The sequence below is a fragment of the Aliihoeflea aestuarii genome (genome assembly GCF_024105665.1).
Lineage (GTDB): Bacteria > Pseudomonadota > Alphaproteobacteria > Rhizobiales > Rhizobiaceae > Aliihoeflea > Aliihoeflea aestuarii.
In genome coordinates this window covers 20,946-43,543 of sequence record NZ_JAAAMK010000004.1, presented here as the reverse complement: position 1 = coordinate 43,543, position 22,598 = coordinate 20,946, and the positions used below count along the sequence as shown (strand labels likewise).

The 22,598-nt window shown below is 62.9% G+C and carries 22 protein-coding genes; 10 read left to right on the top strand and 12 right to left on the bottom strand.

The features are described from left to right. Positions 1-36: 36 nt before the first annotated feature. Positions 37-570 carry an SH3 domain-containing protein gene (locus tag GTW25_RS10680; RefSeq protein WP_252912102.1) on the bottom strand — a complete coding sequence of 178 codons (534 nt, stop codon included), beginning with the start codon at positions 568-570 and terminating at the stop codon, positions 37-39. A gap of 177 nt (positions 571-747) precedes the next feature. On the opposite strand from GTW25_RS10680, the gene GTW25_RS10675 reads away from it, so the two are divergent. Next, the gene (locus GTW25_RS10675; RefSeq protein ID WP_252912101.1) at positions 748-1,749 is read left to right on the top strand and encodes a 2-hydroxyacid dehydrogenase; all 1,002 of its coding nucleotides are present in this window, start codon (positions 748-750) and stop codon (positions 1,747-1,749) included. Positions 1,750-1,752: 3 nt separating this feature from the next. Here GTW25_RS10675 and GTW25_RS10670 read toward each other — a convergent pair whose 3' ends face one another. The 11 genes from GTW25_RS10670 to GTW25_RS10620 all read right to left on the bottom strand — a co-directional run bounded on the left by GTW25_RS10670 (position 1,753) and on the right by GTW25_RS10620 (position 12,583). Further along, positions 1,753-2,517 (bottom strand): molybdopterin-synthase adenylyltransferase MoeB, encoded by a 765-nt coding sequence (locus GTW25_RS10670; RefSeq protein WP_252912100.1) that lies wholly within the window; start codon positions 2,515-2,517, stop codon positions 1,753-1,755. Between the two features lie 31 nt (positions 2,518-2,548). Beyond that, entirely contained in the window at positions 2,549-3,688 is a 1,140-nt protein-coding gene (gene recF / locus GTW25_RS10665; RefSeq protein ID WP_252912099.1) for a DNA replication/repair protein RecF, read from the bottom strand. 16 nt (positions 3,689-3,704) lie between these two features. Beyond that, entirely contained in the window at positions 3,705-4,823 is a 1,119-nt protein-coding gene (gene dnaN / locus GTW25_RS10660; protein WP_252912098.1) for a DNA polymerase III subunit beta, read from the bottom strand. Between the two features lie 254 nt (positions 4,824-5,077). Continuing rightward, positions 5,078-6,547: a chromosomal replication initiator protein DnaA gene (gene dnaA / locus GTW25_RS10655; RefSeq protein WP_252912324.1), complete on the bottom strand. Its 1,470-nt coding sequence runs from the start codon at positions 6,545-6,547 to the stop codon at positions 5,078-5,080. 922 nt (positions 6,548-7,469) lie between these two features. Then, entirely contained in the window at positions 7,470-7,736 is a 267-nt protein-coding gene (gene rpsT, locus GTW25_RS10650; protein ID WP_252912097.1) for a 30S ribosomal protein S20, read from the bottom strand. A gap of 143 nt (positions 7,737-7,879) precedes the next feature. Next, positions 7,880-8,653 (bottom strand): enoyl-CoA hydratase, encoded by a 774-nt coding sequence (locus GTW25_RS10645; protein WP_252912096.1) that lies wholly within the window; start codon positions 8,651-8,653, stop codon positions 7,880-7,882. 45 nt (positions 8,654-8,698) lie between these two features. Further along, positions 8,699-9,571, bottom strand: coding sequence for a bifunctional DNA-formamidopyrimidine glycosylase/DNA-(apurinic or apyrimidinic site) lyase (gene mutM, locus GTW25_RS10640; protein WP_252912095.1), 873 nt, complete (start codon positions 9,569-9,571; stop codon positions 8,699-8,701). Further along, positions 9,564-10,793 (bottom strand): phosphopentomutase, encoded by a 1,230-nt coding sequence (locus GTW25_RS10635; protein ID WP_252912094.1) that lies wholly within the window; start codon positions 10,791-10,793, stop codon positions 9,564-9,566. The genes mutM and GTW25_RS10635 overlap by 8 nt, the downstream gene beginning before the upstream one ends. Before the next feature lie 73 nt (positions 10,794-10,866). Beyond that, a complete protein-coding gene (locus GTW25_RS10630; RefSeq protein ID WP_252912093.1) occupies positions 10,867-11,466 on the bottom strand; it encodes a TadE/TadG family type IV pilus assembly protein in 600 nt (199 codons plus the stop codon). A gap of 4 nt (positions 11,467-11,470) precedes the next feature. Continuing rightward, positions 11,471-12,052 (bottom strand): TadE/TadG family type IV pilus assembly protein, encoded by a 582-nt coding sequence (locus tag GTW25_RS10625; protein WP_252912092.1) that lies wholly within the window; start codon positions 12,050-12,052, stop codon positions 11,471-11,473. 102 nt (positions 12,053-12,154) lie between these two features. Then, complete coding sequence (locus GTW25_RS10620) at positions 12,155-12,583, bottom strand: pilus assembly protein N-terminal domain-containing protein (RefSeq protein ID WP_252912091.1); 429 nt, start codon at positions 12,581-12,583, stop codon at positions 12,155-12,157. Positions 12,584-12,745: 162 nt separating this feature from the next. On the opposite strand from GTW25_RS10620, the gene GTW25_RS10615 reads away from it, so the two are divergent. From GTW25_RS10615 to GTW25_RS10575, 9 genes are all read left to right on the top strand, one after another. Further along, positions 12,746-13,264, top strand: a complete 519-nt coding sequence (locus GTW25_RS10615; protein ID WP_252912090.1) for an A24 family peptidase — start codon at positions 12,746-12,748, stop codon at positions 13,262-13,264. A 122-nt stretch (positions 13,265-13,386) separates the two neighbouring features. Beyond that, positions 13,387-14,202 carry a Flp pilus assembly protein CpaB gene (gene cpaB, locus GTW25_RS10610; RefSeq protein ID WP_252912089.1) on the top strand — a complete coding sequence of 272 codons (816 nt, stop codon included), beginning with the start codon at positions 13,387-13,389 and terminating at the stop codon, positions 14,200-14,202. Beyond that, on the top strand, positions 14,199-15,698 hold the full coding sequence (locus GTW25_RS10605) for a type II and III secretion system protein family protein (RefSeq protein WP_252912088.1): 1,500 nt from the start codon (positions 14,199-14,201) through the stop codon (positions 15,696-15,698). Before cpaB ends, GTW25_RS10605 begins: the two co-directional genes overlap by 4 nt. 14 nt (positions 15,699-15,712) lie before the next feature. Next, positions 15,713-16,411, top strand: coding sequence for a CpaD family pilus assembly protein (locus tag GTW25_RS10600; RefSeq protein WP_252912087.1), 699 nt, complete (start codon positions 15,713-15,715; stop codon positions 16,409-16,411). Positions 16,412-16,431: 20 nt separating this feature from the next. Next, on the top strand, positions 16,432-17,715 hold the full coding sequence (locus GTW25_RS10595) for a CpaE/TadZ family protein (RefSeq protein WP_252912086.1): 1,284 nt from the start codon (positions 16,432-16,434) through the stop codon (positions 17,713-17,715). A gap of 69 nt (positions 17,716-17,784) precedes the next feature. Further along, on the top strand, positions 17,785-19,263 hold the full coding sequence (locus GTW25_RS10590; RefSeq protein ID WP_252912323.1) for a TadA family conjugal transfer-associated ATPase: 1,479 nt from the start codon (positions 17,785-17,787) through the stop codon (positions 19,261-19,263). 22 nt (positions 19,264-19,285) lie between these two features. Next, positions 19,286-20,290, top strand: coding sequence for a type II secretion system F family protein (locus GTW25_RS10585; RefSeq protein WP_252912085.1), 1,005 nt, complete (start codon positions 19,286-19,288; stop codon positions 20,288-20,290). 9 nt (positions 20,291-20,299) lie between these two features. Then, a complete protein-coding gene (locus tag GTW25_RS10580; protein ID WP_252912084.1) occupies positions 20,300-21,289 on the top strand; it encodes a type II secretion system F family protein in 990 nt (329 codons plus the stop codon). Positions 21,290-21,385: 96 nt separating this feature from the next. After that, positions 21,386-22,543, top strand: coding sequence for an AI-2E family transporter (locus GTW25_RS10575; protein ID WP_252912083.1), 1,158 nt, complete (start codon positions 21,386-21,388; stop codon positions 22,541-22,543). Positions 22,544-22,598 lie beyond the last annotated feature (55 nt).

Below are 22,598 nucleotides of genomic sequence, written 5' to 3'. Positions count from 1 at the left end.
CGCCAGACGATTCCGTCTGACTTCAAAATGCTCTCATCAGTCCGAATAGGTCTCGCCGGGATAGACGCCCCAAAGCTGCGCCTGTTCGACCCAGCCGCGATGCCCGCCCGCATCCACCTCGCACCAGTCGCCGTTGCACGCGCGCACCGAAGTGACGACGCCCGGTTCCAGAATGGCGCGCACCGGCGATCCGCGATTACCCTCGCGGTGAAGATTGATCTGGACGTCCTTGCCCTTGTGCCACGGGGCCGCGACCGCCGTTCGGTTGCCCGACAGAAGCGACTGGTTGATCCAGCCTTCCGCGCCCTCGGCGTCGCGCACCCGCCGCCAATTGTCGTATTCCTGGATGATCTCCATCGGAATTCCCGATTTCGTGTACATCCACTCGACTGCGTAATTGGTGCCCGGTCCCACCCGCAGATTGACGCGGTTGGCGCGCAGGCTGACATAGCGCGGCAGCGGCAGGCCGCTCGGGCCGACCTGCTGTGCCACTGCCACCGCTTGCGGCGAAAAGCCCTCCGTCACGACGCCGGTGACCGCAAGCGCCATCGCCAGGGCGAAAAGCGTCATGCGGCGGAGGGTCAGGCGAAGGGACGTGCGGGGCTTCATAGTGTCGAGACCTTGGAAAGGATTTTCGGCTATAGCGGCACGAGACTCGCGAGCCAGTCCCCAGTGCCGGTGATTCCGGTTTTAACTATCGGCGTTCTTGGTTAAAGAGGTCTCAACGCGTCAGGAGGCGAGGAACCCATGACAGCCCGCAAGAAGCCTCAGGTCGTTATCACCCGCAAATTGCCCGATCAGGTCGAAACGCGCATGCGCGAACTCTTCGACGCGCGGCTCAATGTGGACGATCGCCCGCTGACGCAGCCCGAACTCGTGGCGGCGATGCGCGAGGCGGACGTGCTGGTGCCGACCGTCACCGACAGGATCGACGCGGCGCTGATCGAACAGGCCGGACCGGCGCTCAAGCTCATTGCGAATTACGGCAACGGCGTCGACAATATCGACGTGGCGGCCGCAGCGAAGAAGAACATCACCGTCACCAACACGCCCAACGTCCTCAACGAGGACACGGCCGATATGACGATGGCGCTGATGCTGGCCGTTCCGCGCCGGCTCGTCGAGGGCGCCGCCGTCCTGACCGAAACGGGCAAGTGGGACGGCTGGTCGCCGACATGGATGCTGGGCAGGCGCGTGCGCGGCAAGCGTCTCGGCATCATCGGCATGGGCCGCATCGGAACCGCCGTCGCGCGCCGCGCCAAGGCGTTCGGCCTGTCGATCCACTATCACAACCGCAAGCGCGTCGCCCCGCTGATCGAGGACGAGTTGGAGGCGACTTATTGGGAAAGCCTCGACCAGATGCTGGCCCGCATGGACATCATCTCGGTCAACTGCCCCTCGACGCCGGCGACCTTTCACCTTCTGTCGGCCCGCAGGTTGGCCCTGATGCAGCCCTCGGCCTATCTGGTGAACATCGCGCGCGGCGACATCATCGACGAGGACGCGCTGATCAAGATGCTCCAGACGGAGAAACTGGCCGGGGCCGGTCTCGACGTGTTCGAGCACGAACCGGCGGTCAATCCGAAGCTGCGCAAACTTGCCGAAAAGGGCAAGGTGGTGATCCTGCCGCATATGGGGTCGGCGACGATCGAAGGCCGCATCGACATGGGCGAAAAGGTCATCATCAACATCCGCACCTTCTTCGACGGCCACCGCCCGCCGGATCGCGTCTTGCCGACAAAGGTGTGAGCGTCAGGGCGTGGCGGATTTGTACCTGACCACGTCGAAACGTGCGCCGAGCCCGTCGTAAAGCAGTAGCCTTCCGACCAGCGGTTCGCCCGCGCCGGTGATGAGCTTGATCACTTCCATGGCCTGCAATGTGCCGATGACGCCGACGAGCGCGCCGACGATTCCGGCTTCCGCGCAGCTTGGGACCAGCCCGTCCGGCGGCGGTTCGGGGAACAGGTCGCGGTAGGATGGATTGGGGCGGCCGTCCGGTCCTGTTTCGAAGGGCTTCAGCACCGTCACCGATCCGTCAAAACGTCCGACCGCACCGGTAACCAGCGTGACTTTCGCGAGTGCGCAGGCGTCGGCGAGCGCGTAGCGCGTGGCGAAATTGTCGGACCCATCGACGGCGATGTCGTAGTCCGCAAGAAGGTCTGCCGCATTGTCGGCGGTCAGGCGCAGTGTGTGAGAGACGACCTTTACATGCGGGTTGATCCGACCGATCGCGTTTGCCGCGCTGTCCGCCTTCGCCGTTCCGACATCGTCACCCGCATGGATCACCTGCCGCTGCAGATTGGACAGGGAGACCGTATCGTCATCCACGATGCCGAGCGTGCCGATCCCCGCGGCGGCGAGGTAGAGCAGAACCGGCGCGCCGAGACCGCCCGCGCCGACGACGAGCACGCGCGCGCCTTTTAGCTTCTGCTGACCGGGCCCGCCGATTTCCGGCAGCACGATGTGGCGCGCATAGCGTTCGATTTCGTCGTCGGAAAGGGCAGGGGGCTGGCTCATCACGCAATGGTAGGCTGTGGGCGCCCGCTTGTCACCGCACTGTGACGGTGCCGGCCCGCACGTCGAAAAACTGGGCACGGCCCTCAAGGCTCGAAAACAGGCTTGCATCGGTCCCTGTCATGAAAGCCTGGCAGTCGAGATCGAGAAGAATGTCGAACAAGGCCGCGCGCCTTCCGGGGTCGAGATGCGCGGCGATCTCGTCGAGAAGCAGGATCGGGGTCGACCCGGTCATCTCGGCCACGAGCCGCGCCTGCGACAGGATGATGCCGGTCAGGAGCGCTTTCTGCTCGCCCGTCGAGCACAGTGCGGCCGGCATCGCCTTCGGCCGGTGCGTCACCGTCAGATCGGAGCGGTGCGGCCCCTCGAGCGTGCGTCCAGCCGCGCGGTCGCGATTGCGCTGATCCGACAGGCGTGCGGCGAAGGCGCTTTCGATGTCGACGGCGGGCATGGTGCCGACCATTTTTTCCACGAGCCCGTCGAGCGCGATGTCGGATTTCGGGAAGGGGCCGTCGTTGGGCAGTTTCTCGATCATGCCGGCGAGCAGGCCGACGAGTTCCATCCGCGCGGAGGCGATGGCGACGCCGGTTTCAGCCATCTGCGTCTCTATCGCCTCGAACCAGCCATCGTCGCGGCTGCCCTCGGCCAACAGCCGGTTGCGCCCGCGCATGGCTTTTTCGTAGTCGAGCGCGCGCTTGCCATGCTGCGGATCGATGGCGAGGACGAGCCGGTCGAGAAAGCGGCGGCGGTCGCCGGCCGGCCCGTTGAAAAGCGTGTCCATGGAGGGCACCAGCCAGATCACGCGCAGCCAGTCGAGAAGCTCGTCGGCGGATTTCACCGGCACGCCGTTGATGCGCACCTTGCGACCGGGTTCGATCTGGCCGGTCTGGTCCGGGAGCGTGCCGGTGCCCAGCGACGCCTCGCCGAATGCGCCTTCGATCCGCGCATTGATGGCGAAACCGGCATCGGCCGACACGCGGGTCACGTCCTCATGCGCGGCGCGGCGCAATCCGCGACCGGGCGTCAGGAAGGAAACGGCTTCGAGAAGGTTCGTCTTGCCCGCGCCATTGTCGCCGGTGAGGACGACGAGCCCGCGATCGACCGTTATGAACAGTTGGTCGTAATTCCGGAAATGCGTAAGCGTGAACTTACGGATTGCGGTCTGTTCGGCCAAGGATACAGTCCGGCGGTCAGACGCGCATCGGCATCAGGACGTAGAGCGTGTCCGCATCCGTACCGTCCTGAATGAGCGTCGGCGAGCCGGCATCTGCCAGCATGAACTGCGCTTCGCCGCCTGAAAGCTGGGCGGCGACGTCGAGCAGATACTTGGCGTTGAAGCCGATCTCCATGGGATCGGACGCATAATCGGCCGCGACCTCTTCCGTGGCGCTGCCCGAATCGGGGTTGTTGACCACGAGGGTCACCATGCCGTCGCCGATCGACAGCTTCACCGCGCGCCCGCGTTCGGACGAGACGGTCGAGACACGGTCGACGGCCTGGGCGAAGCTTTGCCGGTCGATCAGGAGCTTCTTGTCGTTGCCGGTTGGAATGACACGCTGGTAGTCCGGGAAGGTGCCGTCGATCAGCTTCGAAGTCAGGACGATCGAGCCTATGGTGAAGCGGATCTTGGTGTCGGAAAGCTCGATGCCGATTTCAAGATCCGGCTGGTCGACCAGCTTTTGCAGTTCCGACACCGTCTTGCGCGGAATGATGATGCCGGGCATGCCTTCCGAGCCGTGCGGCGCTTCGCTTTCGGCGCGCGCGAGTCGGTGGCCGTCGGTCGCAACCGAACGCAGCCGCAAACGGCCGTCTGCCTCGATCGTGTGGAGATAGATGCCGTTGAGATAATAGCGCGTCTCTTCGGTCGAGATCGCGAATTGCGTCTTGTCGATCAGTCGCTTTACGCCCTCGGCCGGCATCTTGAACTGATGGGTGAACGACCCCGCCGTCAGTTCGGGAAAATCGGACTGGGGCAGGCATTGCAGGCGAAAGGACGAGCGACCGGACACGACCGACATTGCATTGCCACCGTCATCCAGCTTGAGCATGACCTCCGACCCGTCCGAAAGCTTGCGCACGATGTCGTAGAGAAGATGTGCCGGAACGGTCGTCGCACCGGCCTGTTCGACGCGTGCGGGTGTCGCCTCGGTGATTTCAAGGTCGAGATCGGTCGCTTTCAGCGCCAGATTTTCGCCGTCCGCGCTGAGCAGCACGTTGGACAGGATCGGGATCGTGTTTCGCCGCTCGACCACCCGGTGAACATGGTTCAGCGACTTGAGAAGGTTCGACCGTTCGAGGATGACGCGCATGACCGATAAAACTCGCGAAAGACTTGAATTTCTCGGCTTGCCTTGTGGGGCAAGCAGGGTGGGCAAACTGACAGCAAAACCGGCGTGAACGCAAGTGTGGGCCGCTTCGAAGCATGATGCAGCCAAGTGAATTCACTTGGCGTCGCAGACATGCGACAAAATAATGAGTTAGACCATGATGTCGACCGAAAACCGGTTCCCACTTTTCGGCATCATGGTCTAGGCGGCCCGCAATCGTGGATAAGTGCTCCCCTTTACGCCTGATCCGAGATCAGCCGCTTCAGGAGTTCGAGTTCCTGCGCCATTTTAGTGTCGCCGCCCGACAGATCCTCGATCTTGCGCACGGCATGTAGGACCGTCGTGTGGTCGCGGCCGCCGAAGCGCCGGCCGATCTCCGGCAGCGAGCGCGGCGTCATGATCTTGGCAAGATACATGGCGATCTGGCGCGGCTTGACGATGGTGCGCGTGCGCCGGTTCGACAAAAGCTCCGTTTTCGACACGTTGTAATGGCGCGCGACGATGCGCTGGATGTCCTCGATACGAACGCGCTTCGGCTCGCCCGACCGGTACATATGGCCGAGGATCTCGTCGATCCGGTCGACGGTCAGTTGCGGCTCGAAGGACTGGCGGAAAAGAAGCTGGTTGAACGCGCCTTCAAGCTCGCGCCCCGATCCGGTGACCGTCTGCGCGATGTGTTCCAGAACGCCGTCGGCGATCGCGGTCGACGGGTCTTCGGCCGTGGCTGCGGCCAGCCGCTGTTCGAGCATGGACAGGCGCATGGTGAAGTCAGGCGTCGCCATTTCCAGCGCGACGCCGCCATTGAGGCGCGAGCGCACGCGCGGCTCCAGCGATTCCAGCTCGGATGGCGGGCGATCCGCCGCGACCACGACCTGGCGTGCGCTGTCGAGCAGCGTGTTGATGAGGTGGCAGAATTCGTGCTGGATCGACTTGCCCTGCAGGAACTGCATGTCATCGATGATCAAAAGGTCGATGTCGCGCAACTGCTCCTTGAAGGTCAGCGCGTTGTTGTCGCGGATCGCGGTCGCGAAGCGCCACATGAAATATTCGGCCGTCAGATAGACGACGCGCGACTGCGGGCGTCGTTGCAGCGCCTCGGCGGCGATCGCCTGAAGAAGATGGGTCTTTCCAAGCCCGACCGAGGCGTGAAGGAAAAGCGGATTGAAGCGAACCGCATTGGAGGTGCTTTCAGCGACCGCACGGGCGGCGGCGAAGGCGACACGGTTGGACGGCCCATCGACGAAGGATGCGAACGTGTAGCGAGCATCGAGCGGCGAGCCGAGGACGGACTGGCGCTGCGATGTCGGTTCGCTGGCGGGGCGCAGCAGCGAGGGCGCGGTCGACGCGTTGCGCAGGGGCATCATCGTCACCGTTGCGCCTGCCGGCTGGCGCTGTCGGCCTGCCTGAACCTCGTCGTCCTCGACGGCCTTGACCGGACGCGTGGCGCTGCGCACCACGATCTCGACCTTCAGGACCGACGGGTCCGACTGCTTCCATAGCTCGGCGATCAGGTCGCGGTAGTGACCGTTGATCCACTGGCGCAAAAATGCCGTGGGAACCGAGAGCCGAACGATGCCGCGCGATGCCTCGGCGATCTGCATGCGACCGAACCAGCTCGAATAAACGTCATTGCCCAGCCTTGCCTTCAACTGCGCGGTGACACGCTCGAAAATCGTATTCACCTCCGGCGTGGCCGAACCGTCCATCCCCTGTCCCTCGATCTGTCCATCCGAAATACGGGCATTCGCCCGTAGACCCGCCTCGACGCCGCTTTGCATTATTTCATGTGTCCCTGTTGTGCGTGCTGCACGATCGGCCGCCTTGTCTCGCGCATCGGAACCGCTCGATAGGAGCTGGTCTTCGATATGCGTTCCGGCGAACTCGTCGGCTGCTTATCATTTGTCTCGAAGGCTCTGGCCGCCAGCCGGAAAGCCCTCACGATCCACTTCGTCCCCGTCCGACTTCGATCTACTCTCCGCACAATACGCTATTGCTTCAACCAGGCGGTTGATACTGACTCTGCCGTCGTTGCGACGGTGAAAACTGGCACATATTCGCTGATCGAAGGCAAGCCGACAGCATGCACGGAATCACTTCCGCGTGGCGCGACAAGCCAGATTTTGCTTAAATCCGCAGGCGTTCCGCCCGCCCCTCTCAACGAGACCGACATTACAAAAGCCTGCGGTACACAGGCAAGGGTGGCGTAACGGATTCTTCATCGATGACGGCCGGGCCGCAGCCGGCCGGAAGCCCGCAAATTCCTCTGCCGGCGCATAAACCGTTTTGATTCAAAACCTTTTGCCGTGAGCCCCGCTTTGGTTGTGGGCCGTAAAAAAAGAATCGCAAATTTGGCTTGACTCTTTCGCTTCGGCAAGGGGTGGCGGCCCTTCCGGGCGTCCTTCAACGGACCCCTTGTAACCAGTTGAAAAACAACAAAAAAACATGCCGTGAGCGAATGCATTCATGACGCAGCGTCAAAGCATGCCGGCTATCGATAAGGCAGGCCGGATTCTGGTTGCTCCGTTTCGGCCCGGATCGCAAAAATCCGTATCGGCAAGGTTGTAACGGGCACAAAAAAACCCGGCTTGAGGCCGGGTTCTTCAAATCGATGCGCGATGCGCCCGATTGTCAGGCTTCGAGTGCCTTTACGCGGTTGGCGAGGCGCGAAACCTTCCGCGAGGCGGTGTTCTTGTGGAACACGCCCTTCGAGGCGGCGCGCATCAATTCCGGCTGCGCGGCCTTGAACGCTTCCTGTGCCGCTGCCTTGTCGCCCGAAAGCAGCGCTTCCTCAACCTTGCGGAGGAATGTGCGAACACGCGAGCGGCGGTTCTTGTTAACAGCCGTGCGGGCAGCGATCTTGCGCGTAGCCTTTTTGGCCGAAGACGTATTGGCCATCGAATGCCTCTCTTCAGTATCTCTTTGTGTGGATGCGCCGAACGGACCAAGGCCGGGCACAAAAACAATTGGGGCAGCCCGTAAGCTGCCTCAGTCGAGTGGGCTTATACTGGAGGCACTCCGGTGCGTCAACGGCCTTCCGCCTACTGGTTGCGGAAATTCGCCGAACGCTTTTCGGAGAAGGCGGCCATGCCTTCCTTCTGGTCCTCGAGCGAGAACATCGCATGAAAGACGCGGCGCTCGAACCGCAGCCCTTCGGTCAACGTCGTCTCGTAGGACCGGTTGACGGCTTCCTTGGTCATCATGACGGCGGGCAGCGAGAAATCCGCGACCTTCGTGGCCGCCTTCACGGCTTCCTCGATCAGTTCGCCGGCCGGCACGACGCGCGAGACGAGACCGGAGCGTTCGGCCTCGGCGGCGTCCATCATTCGTCCGGTCAGGCACATATCCATCGCCTTCGATTTTCCGACGAAACGGGTGAGGCGCTGCGAGCCGCCCATGCCCGGCATGACGCCGAGCGTGATCTCGGGCTGTCCGAATTTGGCGTTGTCGCCCGCGATGATGAAGTCGCACATCATGGCAAGTTCGCAGCCGCCGCCAAGCGCATAGCCCGAAACCGCCGCGATGACCGGTTTGCGCACGCGCAGGAACGCATCCCAGCCCGAGAAGAAGTCCTGCATATACATGTCGATATAGGACTTGGAATGCATTTCCTTGATGTCGGCGCCGGCCGCGAACGCCTTTTCGGAACCGGTCAGGACGATGGCGCCGATCTTCGGGTCCGCGTCGAATGCCTCGGCCGCCGCAACGACGTCGGTCAGCACCTGCGAGTTGAGGGCGTTGAGCGCCTTGGGGCGATTGAGCGTGATCAGACCGACCTTGCCACGCGTTTCAACCAGAATCGTTTCAAAGGTCACGTATTTTCCTCCTGACAGCCGGGTTCGACATGACCTTTGGCATAGCTAACGCTGGCAGGCGGAGCAATAGAAGGTCGAGCGCCCCGATTGCAAAACCCTTTTGACCGTACCGCTGCATCCGTCCCGCCGGCATGGCTCGCCCTCGCGGTCATAGACGCTGAAGGAGTGCTGGAAATAGCCGAGCGAGCCGTCCGTGAGCTGATGATCGCGCAAGGTCGAGCCGCCCGCCGCGATCGCATCCGCGATCACCGCGCGAATGGCATCGGAAAGACGCGCCGCGCGCTTGCCCGTGACGGTTCCGGCCAGTCGCCGGGGCGAAAGACCCGCACGCCAGAGCGCTTCGCATACATAGATGTTGCCGAGACCGGCGATCAGGCGCTGGTCGAGCAGCGCCGCTTTCAGCGGCGCGCGCCGTCCTGCCAGAAGCGCCGAAAGCACGGTGCCGTCCAGCGCATTGCCGGTCGGCTCGATGCCGAGGCCGGCAAGAAACGGATGGTCGTCGAGCGTGGCTTCTTCGGCAAAGGCCATGAAGCCGAAGCGCCGCGGGTCGTTGTAGACGACACGGTGCTTCACGCCGTTTCGCTCGAGGTGGAAGACGACATGATCATGCGCGGCGAGCTTGGAGCGTTCGTGATGGAAAGCGCCGGGCGTCGTGGCGTTTTCGTCGTCATGGACGCGAAACGAGCCGGACATGCCCAGATGCGCGATCAGGACGGGATCGGCGTCCAGATGCACGACGAGAAACTTCGCGCGCCGCCCGACCGAGACGATGCGCCTTCCCGTCATCCGTGCGGCGAAATCCTGTGGGAAGGGAAATCGAAGATCCGGCCGGCGCTGTTCGACCGAGACAATCCGCGCGCCTTCCATGACGGGCGCAAGCCCGCGCCGGACAGTCTCGACTTCGGGCAGTTCAGGCATCGGCGCGCATGAGGTTGTAGAACGAATTACCGTGCGGGCCGGGCGCAAGGCGCAGATGCTCCGCGATGGTTTCGCCAATGTCGGCATAGGTCGCGCGCACGCCGACCGATCCCGGCTTGAGGCCCGGACCTGCGCCGATGATGGGTACCTGTTCGCGCGTGTGATCCGTGCCGCGCCAGGTCGGATCGCAGCCATGGTCGGCGGTCAGAAGAAGAAGATCGCCCGGTTGAAGGCGGGAAAGCGCCTCCGGCAGTCGCGCGTCGAAGGCTTCGAGCGCCGCCGCATATCCCGGCACGTCGCGCGTATGCCCGAACAAGGTGTCGAAATCGACGAAATTGGCGAAAACGAGATCGCCGTCGCCGGCATCCGACATGGCGTCCAGCGCGGCGTCGAACATCGCCATATTGTCCGGTGCCTTGCGCAGATGCGAGATTCCGCGATGCGCGAAGATGTCGCCGATCTTGCCGACCGCGAGCGAACGACCGCCCGCCGCGACGACGCGGTCCATCAAGGTGGGCTCCGGCGGCGGCACGGCGAAGTCGCGCCGGTTCGCCGTGCGCTTGAAGGAAGTCGTGTCGTCACCGATGAACGGGCGCGCGATGACGCGGCCCACATTCAGCGGATCGACCAGACCGCGCACGGTCAGGCAAAGCTCATAGAGGCGTTCCAGCCCGAAATGCTCTTCATGGGCGGCGATCTGGAACACGCTGTCGGCGGACGTGTAGCAGATCGGCTTGCCGGAGCGCATATGCTCTTCGCCGAAACGCGTGATGATCTCGGTGCCCGATGCGTGGCAATTGCCCAGAATTCCGGGAAGGCCGGCCTTTCGGACGATGGCGGCGACGAGATCGTCGGGAAAGGCTGGAACGGTATCGGGAAAATAGCCCCAGTCGAACGTAACAGGGACGCCGGCCATCTCCCAATGGCCCGATGGCGTATCCTTGCCGCTGGACACTTCCTGCGCGGAGCCGAAAAACCCGAAAATGCCCGTGTCGGACGCCTGCCGTCCCGCCGCAAGTTGTGCCGCCTGCAAGAGGCCAAGCCTCTCCATGTTCGGCAGTTTCAGCGGCCCGCCGCGCAGGCCCGGAGCGTCACCTTGACCGGCCGCGCATCGCGCACGGATATGGCCGAACGTGTCGGCTCCGGCGTCGCCGAATTGCGCCGCGTCGGGCGCATGGCCGATCCCGAAGGAATCGAGCACGAAGAGAAAGGCTCGGCGCATCTGTATGGTCCATCCGTCTCTGGCGTTGCGGTCAGATAGGATGAACGCAGGATCGTTGCAAACGCTGCCCGTCTCAGCAGCCGGTACAGTCGATTTTGCTGCCGTTTCGGGGGCGCAGATAGGAAAGCTCGGACATCGCGATATTGTCGAATGCGGAGGCGAGCCCAAGCGCCGTCTTCTGTTCGGCCGTCCATGTGATCACGGGACGATAATTCAGCCGTGTCGTCACCCGGACCAGATGCCGGCCGCGTTCCATCAGTTCCTCCGGCACCATCGTTTCGGTGTTCTCGCTGGCTCCCGGTTTCTTGGTGCTACCTTCCAGTTGCCTCGACCATGTGATGAACGCTTTGGTGGGGTTCGGCTTGTCTTCGATGCGGATGTGCTCGACGACGATCGTCGGTTGCGAACGACCGTATGGCTGGATGATGGCTGCGCCGATATCCAGTATTCCGTCCAGATCGCTCCTGGAAAGGTTCTGCTGGGCCACAAGGTCGCCCACCATGCTGGAGATGCGGCCGATCTTCTTGTTCGTCTCGATCGCCTGCGAGACCTCCATCGTCATGAAATAGAGGATGAACAGGATCGGGGCGACGAGCGCGAACTCGATGGCCGCGACGCCGCGTTCGTCGCGGACTTTGGAGCGCAACAGCTTGGAAAGCGACATCATCCGCATGGCCTCAATCGGGGTAGGGTTCGTTCTGCCAGGTCACCATCGCGAAATGCAGGACCTTGCCGCCGCTTAGATTGGACATGGACAGGCGCATCAGGTCTGTGATGATCGGCCACTTGTAATAGACGCGCAGCATGTTCTTCGATCCGGCCCCGCCCGCCATCGCACCGAACTGGCCGGTGTCGAGGTCACCGTCCTTGATGGGGGTGTCGATCGAACTGACGGAAGCAAAACTGTTGAAGGTCCGCAGATCGACGGAAAGACCGGGACAGCCCGCACTGACCAGGATCTGCATCTTGTCGCACACCATGGCGCGCAGCCGCACGGCTTCGGCTGCCGACTGGTTGGGGTCGGACGGCGAGCGTTCCTGCCCGGTTCTGTAGAGGCGGGCGACATCGTCGGCCGCATTGGTCATGATTTGCTGGGCGGCGAACGAAATACAGCTCTCCAGGATCGCGAAGACGAGCAGCACGAACGGGATGACGAGTATCGAAAACTCGATCGCCGTGCTGCCGTCCCGCCGACGCAGGAACCGTCGCAGCAACGGACGTCCGAAACGTCTGCGCGTTCTGGAGGTGCTGGAAGACATTGCCCGATCCGCCTGTTGAACTCTTTTCGCACCGTAGCGAAGCCGCGTTGAGTTCCCGTTGTGCGGATCGCGATAATTCGCCGTGATCCGTTAACGGACCATTCAGGGCGTGCCGACCGCGTTGTCTGATGCGGATTCGGCCGATGTCACGTAGGCGGCCTCGCAAACGGGCGTGCAGGAGAGGGTCTGGACGTTGGCGCGGCGATAGACGCGAACCGAATTCACCGATTGGCGCGACACGGTGATCTGCTCGTCGACGATTGTGCGCCCCTCATGATCGAGGACGACGAGGTTCGTCACGCCGAAGCCCTTGCCGGTCAGGACCAGCGTCGAGGCGTCCTGTACGGAGGCGTCGGCTATTTCGGGATTGCCGACGATGATCGTGTCGGCATTGCGCGCCAGCTTGAGGATCTTCGCCTGGTTCACGAGCACGGAGATGCCCTCGGCGAAGGCGGTTACGGTGGACAGCGACGCCGCGGCAGCGATGAGGAGACCGGCAAGCATGCGGAAGGAGCGAACGGAAAGCGACATGCGGAGCCTCGTCTGGAATTGTTCATGTCAAGATGAAGTGGAATGGTGAATTCGTGGTTAATCGGCGGAGGCAAGCGCTGCCGACCAGACGAAATGTCCGGTTTCACTTCACCAATGCTTAAGCGCGAGCCGCTATCCTCGTTTTATCGAAGAGGAACTCAAATGGTCGAAGCGCTCGTTCTTGTCGTCTTTCCGTTCTGCATGGCTTATGCGGCCATCTCGGACATGATCACGATGACCATCGCCAATCGCGTCTCTCTCCTGCTTGTCGCGGTCTTCGTCGTGGCCGCGCCGCTGGCCGGCATGCCGATGGCGACGATCGGCATGCACCTTCTTGCCGGTCTCCTGGTCCTCGGCGTGACGTTCGCGCTGTTCGCCTTCGGCACGATGGGCGGCGGCGACGCCAAACTGCTTGCCGCGACTGCCGTATGGATGGGGCTTGGGATGTCGCTCGCCGAATATGTGGTGATCGGCTCTATATGCGGCGGCGTGTTGACGCTTCTCATCATCGTTTACCGCAACTCCCCCATTTCCGACGTGACCGGGAATTTCGTTCTCCTGCGCAAGTTTTCCGATCGCCGCGTCGGCATTCCGTACGGCATCGCGCTCGGGCTTGCCGGCCTCGTGGTTTTTCCGACATCGCCAATGGGCGTCTGGGCCATCGAGGCACTGGCGCGCTGACGGTCTTGTCAACGGATCGTTAAGTATAGATGTAAGTCCACCGTTAACCTTAATTTGACGATTGCTGTGACAAGGTCCGCCCTGACTAAAAAAGCAATTTGCCGGGCTAGGGGGCGCGGGACATGGCTCCATCGAGAGTAATCATTCTTGGCGTCGCGGTGATGGCCGCTGCGGGCGCCGGCCTCGTGGCCAGAAACATCGCGTCGCAACCACCCGAACAGATCGTTCTCGAGGCCGCCGCGCCCGAACCGGCGATCCGGCTGACGGAAGTTCTCGTGATGAACGGGGACGTGCCGATGGGTGCCGAACTGGGCGGTCAACTGTCCTGGCAGTCCTGGCCGTCGAGCAATGTCTATGACTACTTCATCCAGCGCGACGCGGAGCCGAACGCGATCGAGGATCTGAGCCGTTCGATCGCCCGCGTGCCGATCTATGCGGGCGAGCCGCTGCGCCGTTCCAAGCTGATCGGCGAGGGGCAAAGCTTCATGTCCTCGATCCTGCCGAGCGGCAAACGCGCCATCGCCACCCGGATTTCCGCCGACACGTCGGCGGGCGGCTTCATCCTGCCGAACGACTATGTCGACGTCATCATGACGCGCCGGCAGGCCGACAGCACGGGTGCGGAGGGCTACGCGACCGAGACCATCCTGCAAAACATCCGCGTTCTGGCGATCGACCAGGCGATTCAGGAGGACGAGGAAGGACGCCGGGTCAAGGTCGGCGAGACGGCGACGCTGGAACTGACGCCCGAGCAATCGGAGATCATCACCGTCGCCCAGCAGATGGCCGACAGGCTCAGCCTTGCGCTGCGCTCTGTCGTGGACACGCAGGAGGAGGTCAACGAACAGGCCGATCACCTTCTGTCGGGCAACGGCCGCCGGGGCTCCGTTCGCCTCATCAAATCCGGACAGGTTACCGAAGTGGGGGCACGCCAATGATCGCATCCGTCAAGTCCACGCTGATCGGGACGGCGCTTGCGGTCGCCATCGGCCTGCCGCTGGGCGGTGCTGCCCTGTTGGCATCGACGCTCGGTGCCGAGGCGCAGATCAGCGTCGCCTCCAAATCGGCCAGCCAGCGCGTGAAGCTCGGCCTCAACAAATCGGTCGTGATCGATCTGCCCGCCGACGCCTACGACATTCTGGTCGCCAACCCTGCTGTTGCGGATGCGGTGACGCGGACTTCGCGGCGCATCTATCTCTTCGGCAAGCAGGTCGGCGAGACGAACATCTTCGTCTTCGGCGCCAATGGCGAGCAGATCGTCTCGATCGACCTGTCGATCGAACGCGACGTGGCCGGCCTCGAAGACCATTTGAGGCGCTTCCTCCCCAATTCCAAAATCCGCGTCGAGCTGATCAACGACAATGTCGTGTTGACGGGAACGGCCGAAACGCCGCTCGACGCCAAGCGCGCCGAGGAGATCGCGACGCTGTTCGTGTCCGGCGGCGAGGCGACCACCGGTCAATATGCTCAGACCGCAGCGGGCGGAGCATCGACCGGCGGCGTCGACATCAACAATCCTGACGGCCAGCGCCGCTCCAGCCGGATCGTCAACATGATCCAGATCGTCGGCGAGGATCAGGTGACGCTGAAAGTCACCGTCGCGGAAGTCTCGCGCAACGTGATGCGCCAGCTTGGCGTGAACCTCATCGGGCAGATCGACGGCATGTCGTTCAACACCCTGGGCGTGCCGTTCAACCCGTTGGAAATCTCGGGCGGCCTGTCCAACGCCGCCGTGGGTTTCGGCGGTGGCTCCAGCTTCATCGACGGATATCTGCGCGCCATGGAGCAGTCGGGCGTTCTGCGCACGCTGGCCGAACCGACCTTGACCGCGGTGTCCGGCGAGATGGCGCAATTCCGCGTGGGCGGCGACTTCAACCTCATCACGACCGAAATCATCGACGGTGTCAGGCAGCAGACGCTGACCCCGATCGAATATGGCATCGGCCTCGAATTCCAGCCCACGGTCCTTTCGCCCGGCCGGATCAGCCTCAAGGTGCGCACGGCCGTCTCCGAACTGACCACGGAAGGCGCGGTGCAGTTCCAGGACACCGTCATCCCCGGCGTCCGCAAGCGTCTGGCCGACACCACCGTCGAACTGCCTTCGGGCGGCTCGATGATGATCGCGGGCCTGGTCAGCGACAATGTGCGCCAGCAGCATACCGCGTTTCCCGGCCTGTCGAAGGTGCCGGTTCTGGGCGCGCTCTTCCGCTCACGCGAATTCGTGCGCAACGAGACCGAACTGGTCATCCTCGTCACGCCCTATCTGGCACGCCCTGTCGCCCGCAACGAGCTTGCCCGCCCGGACGACAACTTCAATCCGGCCTCTGAAGGCGCCGGCACGTTCCTCGGCCGCGTCAACCGGGTCTACGGGACCACGAAAACCGATCGGCCCGCCGGCCGCTACCACGGCGTGGTCGGGTTCATCTACAAGTGAGCGGGGACCGAACGATGTCTTTCAAGGAATTCTCCCCACCTTCGCGGCCAATGCGCGCCATCTGGCTTGCCGGCGTCGCCGCGATGCTCACGGCATGCGCCCAGACCGACAGCATCCATGTCGGCGCGATCCCGGACGACTATCGGACGAACCACCCGATCGTCATCCAGGAGAAGCAGGAAGTGATCGACGTGCCGGTCGGCGTGAACGACTACAACGCGACGAGCGTCCAGCGCGCCGCCCTGACCGGCTTCATGGCCCGCTACGATACCGATGCTGCGCCGGTGGTGCAGATACTCGTGCCCTATGGCTCCGCAAACTCGGCGGCAGCCGCGCGCATCGCCTCGCAATTCGCTGTGCAGATGCGCAAGAATGGCGTGCCGCAGAACCGCGTGGTGCAGCAGCACTATCAGGCGCCTGCGGACGCCGCAGCGCCGATCCGGCTGAGCTACGCGAACATGCGCGCGCAGGTCGCGTCGAATTGCGGCCGTTGGCCGGAGGACATGCTGGCCCGTGTCGACAACAAGAGCTGGGCGAATTTCGGCTGTTCCTACCAGAACAACCTTGCCGCGCAGATCGCCAATCCGGCCGATCTGATCACGCCGCGCGGCCGGACACCGATCGACGCCCAGAACAGGTCGAACGCGCTCGAACAATACCGGACGCGCGCGGTCACGCCGGCCTTCCGTGACGCGTCGGAACTCGAATATTAAGGTAGGGGCGGGGCATCGTCATGACCAATCTGGCTTACACCACCGATCCCAGCGAGGCGATCGTCTCCGACGAAACGCAGATGCAGGGCCTGCGCCCCGTTCCGCGCATTTCCGTCCAGGCATTCTGCGAGACCGAAGCCGTCGCAAGCCCGATCGAACGGGCCGCCGAGGACCGGCGCATGGCCAAGGCGCATGTGAAAGTGCACATGGGCGGCCTGCCGACCGCCATCGAGTTCTATCACACCGCACCGACGCCCAATCTCATCATCGTGGAAACGCGCGACGAGCCGCGCGTCCTGATGGCCAAGCTCGAGCAACTCGCCGGTGTCTGCGACCCTGCGAGCAAAGTCGTCATCATCGGCCATCACAACGATGTCGGGCTTTACCGCGACCTGATCCGCTTCGGCATATCCGAATATGTCGTCGCCCCGATCTCCATGGCGGACATCGTCAGCGACATATCCAAGATCTTCGTCGATCCCGAAGCCGAACCCATCGGCCGATCGATCGCCTTCATAGGTGCCAAGGGCGGCGTCGGTTCCTCCACAATCGCCCACAACATGGCCTGGACCATGTCGAGGCTGTTCCAGTCCGAAGTGGTGGTCGCCGACATGGACCTCGCCTTCGGCACGGCGAACATCAATTTCGACCAGGACCCGGCGCAGGGAATTGCCGAGGCGGTGTTTTCGCCCGAGCGCGTGGACGAGGTCTATCTCGACCGGCTTTTGTCCCAGTGCGCGGAGCGCTTGTCGCTGCTCGCCGCACCGTCGACGCTCGATCGCGTCTATGACTTCGACGCCGATGCGTTCAAATCGATCGTCGAAACGGCCCAGCGCAGCGCTCCGATGGTCATCCTCGACGTGCCGCATGTATGGACGGGCTGGACGCGTCAGACGCTCGCCCAGGCTGACGAGATCGTCATCACGGCGACGCCGGAACTGGCAAATCTGCGCAACACGAAAAACCTGATCGACATGCTGCGCAAGCTGCGGCCGAACGATCCTGCGCCCAAGCTGGTCATCAACCAGGCGGGCGTTGCAAAACGCCCCGAAATTTCGCCCGCCGACTTTGCCGAACCGCTCGGCGTGACGCCGCTCGCGGTCATTCCATTCGAGCCGCAACTGTTCGGAAACGCCGCCAATAACGGCCGGATGCTCGGCGAAACGGATGCGCAGCACCAGATCGTCCAGATCATGAACGACATCGCGCACGTCCTGTCGGGGCGAGGCGAGATGAAGATCAAGAAGAAGGCCGGCCTGACCGGACTGCTCCACAAATTGAAGCGGAAGAAGGCGGGCGCGTAGGCGCTCGGCGGATTCGGAACGAATTTTGGCGGCCTGCGAAAGCAGGGCATGATCGAAGCGGGCGACACGATGTTTGGCAAGCGCGGAAATGACGGCGAAAACCGCACGACTCCCGAATTCCGGCAGGCGCCGGCGGTGCCCGCCGCCGAATCGCTGACGCTCGACGAACGGCCGGCCGACGCCGGTTCGCTGGCACGCCGACAGGTCGATCCGGCACCGCCGCTCGCGCCCGAACCCAAGCGGCCCGCGACTTCCGGTCGTCCGCGCTCGGAAAATTATTACGATACCAAGAGCCAGGTCTTTTCGGCCCTGATCGACACGATCGACCTGTCGCAGCTCGCCAAGCTCGAACCCGATGCCGCGCGCGAGGAAATCCGCGACATCGTCAACGACATCATCGCGATCAAGAACTTTGCGATGTCGATTTCCGAGCAGGAGGAACTGCTCGAGGATATCTGCAACGACGTGCTCGGCTATGGCCCGCTCGAGCCGCTTCTGGCGCGCGACGACATCGCCGACATCATGGTCAATGGCGCAAGGCAGGTGTTCATCGAAGTCGCCGGCCGCGTCGAGCAGACGCAGATACGCTTTCGCGACAACCAGCAGCTTTTGAACATCTGCCAGCGCATCGTCAGCCAGGTCGGCCGCCGCGTCGATGAATCCTCGCCCATCTGCGATGCGCGCCTTCCCGACGGCAGCCGCGTCAACGTCATCGCGCCGCCGCTGGCGATCGACGGCACCGCGCTCACCATCCGAAAGTTCAAGAAGGACAAGCTGACGCTCGACCAACTCGTGCGTTTCGGCTCGATCTCGCCGGAAGGCGCGGAGCTTCTCAAGGTCATCGGCCGCGTCAGATGCAACGTCATCATTTCCGGCGGCACCGGTTCCGGCAAGACGACGCTGCTCAATTGCCTGACGAACTATGTCGATCGCGACGAGCGCGTCATCACCTGCGAGGATTCGGCCGAATTGCAGCTTCAGCAGCCGCATGTGGTGCGTCTGGAAACCCGCCCCGCCAACCTCGAAGGCGAAGGCGAGATCACGATGCGCGATCTGGTCAAGAACTGCCTGCGCATGCGTCCCGAGCGCATCATCGTGGGCGAGGTGCGCGGCCCCGAAGTGTTCGATCTTTTGCAGGCGATGAACACGGGCCATGACGGCTCGATGGGCACGATCCACTCGAACAATCCGCGCGAATGCCTGAACCGAATGGAATCGATGATCGCCATGGGCGGCTTCACGCTTCCCCAAAAGACGGTGCGCGAGATCATCGTCGGCTCGATCGACGTGATCATCCAGGCCGCGCGTCTGCGCGACGGTTCGCGCCGGATCACCCACGTCACCGAGGTGATCGGCATGGAGGGCGACGTCATCATCACCCAGGATCTCATGACCTATGAGATCAGGGGCGAGGACGCCAATGGACGTCTCATCGGCGCGCATGTGTCGAGCGGCGTCGGACGCCCAGCATTCTGGGACCGCGCCCGCTATTACGGCGAGGAAGCCCGCGTGGCCGCCGCGCTCGAAGCGATGGAAACAAGCAAGTGACCGGGACTCAAGGAGCGCGCAAATGGATAGCAGCCTGATCCTTTTCGTCGTGCTCGCGGCCGTGAGCGCAGGCGCGCTCGCCTATGGGTTCCTGTTTTCGCGGGTCCAGAACGAGCGGCAGGCCGAGCGCCGGTTCGAGACCGTGCGCAGCGCCGAGACCGACCGCAACGTCGTGCGGGCCTCGCGCGACCGCATGGCCGAGGCGACCCGGCGCAGGAAATCCGTTCAGGACACGCTCAAGGATATCGAGGAAAAGCAGAAGGCGCGCGGACAGGGAAAGCACAAGCCGCCGCTGAAGGTCCAGATCCGGCAGGCCGGGCTGACGATGTCGATCCGGAAATTCTACGTGGTCTCGGCGATAACCGGGCTTTGCCTCTTTTTGCTGTTCGTCATTCTGGGCGCTCCGATTCTCGTTTCTCTCGGCGCGATGATCGCCGGCGGCCTGGGTTTGCCGCGCTGGTTTGTCACCTTCATGCGCGCCCGGCGCGTCAAGGCGTTTCTCAGCGAGTTTCCCAACGCACTGGATGTCATCGTTCGGGCGGTCAAATCGGGCCTTCCCCTGAATGACGCCGTGCGCATGATCGCCAGCGAGTCCCCGGAACCGGTCCGCAGCGAGTTCAAGCGTGTTGTCGAGCATCAGCAACTCGGCCTCTCGCTGCCGGAAGCGGTGTTGAAGATGCCCGAGACGATGCCGGCGGCCGAAGCGAGCTTTTTCGGCATCGTCATTCAGATTCAAAGCCAGGCCGGCGGCAATCTGTCGGAAGCGATCGGCAATTTGTCCAAGGTGCTGCGCGACCGCAAAAAGATGAAGGCGAAGATTCAGGCGCTTTCGATGGAAGCCAAGGCGTCGGCGTGGATCATCGGCGCGCTGCCGTTCATCGTGGCGATCCTCGTCTATCTGTCGAGTCCCGGCTACATCATGCCGCTGTTCACGACCAGCACGGGCCATTTGATCCTGCTCGTATCGGGCATCTGGATGTCGATGGGCCTGCTCATGATGCGCAAGATGATGAACTTCGATTTTTAGGGTCAGATCATGACAGGATCAGTCGTCAGTACGGTTACCGATCCCGGCTTTCTGCTGGCGGTTCTGGTGTCGGTCGCGGTTTTCGCCACCTTGTTCACCGCGCTGCCGGCGCTGAGCGGCAACCCCTTGAAGGCGCGCATGAAGGCCGTCGCTCTGGAGCGTGACCAGCTTCGCGCCCAGCAGAAAATGCGCCTTGCGAGCGAGGCCGAACGCCGTCGCAAGGGGCTTCGCGAGCAAAAATCCAAGGGAATGAGCTCGATCGTCGAAAAACTGGATTTGCGCCGTGCGCTGGCTGACGACAAGACCGTCGCGCAATTGCGGACGGCAGGCTATCGCGGCCAGAACCCGCTGACCAAATTCCTGTTCTTCCGTCTCGTTCTGCCCTTCGCGTTTCTCGCTTTCGCGATGTTTTACGTGTTCGTTCTCGGCGTTCTGGGCGACAAACCGATGTTCGTGCGCGTGTTCGCCTGCATCGTGGCGGCCTATGCCGGCTTCTATGCGCCGGTTCTCTACGTGTCCAACAAAGCGACGAAGCGCAAGCAATCGATCCAGCGCGCCTGGCCGGATGCGCTCGATTTGATGCTGATCTGCGTCGAATCGGGAAATTCGGTAGAGGCCGCGTTCCGCCGCGTGGCGGAGGAAATCGGCTCTCAATCCGTCGAGCTCGCCGAAGAACTGGTTTTGACCAATGCGGAACTTTCGTTTCTGCCCGAGCGTCGTCAGGCTTACGAGAACCTCGCCATCCGAACGGGGCTCGAGCCCGTTCGATCGGTTTCACAGGCTTTGATCCAGGCCGAGCGTTACGGCACGCCCGTCGCGCAGGCTCTGCGTGTCCTGTCGGCGGAAAGTCGCGAGGCACGCATGACGGCGGCCGAGAAGAAGGCGGCGGCGCTGCCGCCCAAGCTGACCGTGCCGATGATCCTCTTCTTCCTGCCGGTACTGTTCGCCGTGATTCTCGGCCCCGCGGGCATCCAGATATCCCAGCAGGGACTGTTCTGACGCCGCTTCACGGCCCGGAACGAAAGCGTGATACCGCGCGTTTCCTACTTCCTCCGAACCGCATGGGCGGCTGCGGATCAGGGTGGGAACAGCGACATGAAAACCGAACATGAGCCCTCCGGTTCCGCACCTCCGGAGCAGGCAGTGCCAAGCGGAGATCTGCGGGTCATCCGGCGTCTCATGCTGGGTCTTTTCCTGTTGGCGCTGGTCTATGCGCTTTATTTCGCGCGCGAGTTCTTCCTGCCGGTGGTACTCGCGTTCCTTCTCGCTCTGATGCTGACCCCGATCGTGCGCTTCTTGAAAAAGCACGGCGTGCCCGAGGTGCTGTCGGCAACGTTGCTGGTCTTCGCTTCGATGGTCGGTATCGGAACGGCCGGATACCTGCTTTCGGGTCCCGTCGTCGAACTGGTCAACAACGCACCGCAGATCGGCCGGCAATTGTCCGACCGGATGGAGGATCTGCGCCGGCCGTTCGAGCGGTTCATGGAGGTGTCGCGGCAGGTCGACGAGGTCGCCGAGACGGCGGGGGAGACGGATATCCAGCGCGTCGTCGTCTCGCAACCCGGCATCGTCTCGCGCGCGGCGGGCAACGTGCTGTCGGCCGGGACCACCGCGGCCATCACCTTCGTCCTGTCGCTATTCGTCCTCGCCTCCGGCACGATGTTCTACGAGAAGATCGTGCAGTCCTTCACGCGGATGAGCGAGAAAAAACGCGCCCTGCGCGTCGTCTATGACGTGGAGCGCGAGGTGTCGCGCTATCTTCTGACCATTTCCCTGATCAATGCGTGCCTCGGCGCCGTCATCGGCGCCGGCTTGTGGGTCATCGGCATGCCGATGCCGCTCGTCTTCGGCGCAGCGGCGGGATTGCTGAATTTCCTGCCCTATATCGGCGCGGCGATGACGATCATCCTGGTCGCAATCATTTCGGTCGTCACATTTGACAGCCTGGCCTTCGCGATGGTCGCGCCCCTTTTCGTGATGATTTGCACCGTCACCGAAGGGAACATGATCACGCCGCTGGTCGTCGGGCGGCGGCTGGAGATCAACGCGGTGGCGATCTTCATCGCCGTCGCCTTCTGGTCATGGCTCTGGGGGTTCGTCGGTGCGCTGATCGCCGTTCCGCTTCTGGTCATCATCAAGGTCTTCTGCGACCATTTCGACAGCCTGAGCCATGTCGGCAACTTCCTGTCCGCGCAGCAGAGCGTCGAGGAGGCCGAGGAAGACAAGCAAGAGGCCGAAACGGTCGCGCCCTGAGATTTGCGCGCGCGTTTCGCATTCCTATATCCGGGTTCAGACAAATCCGGATGAT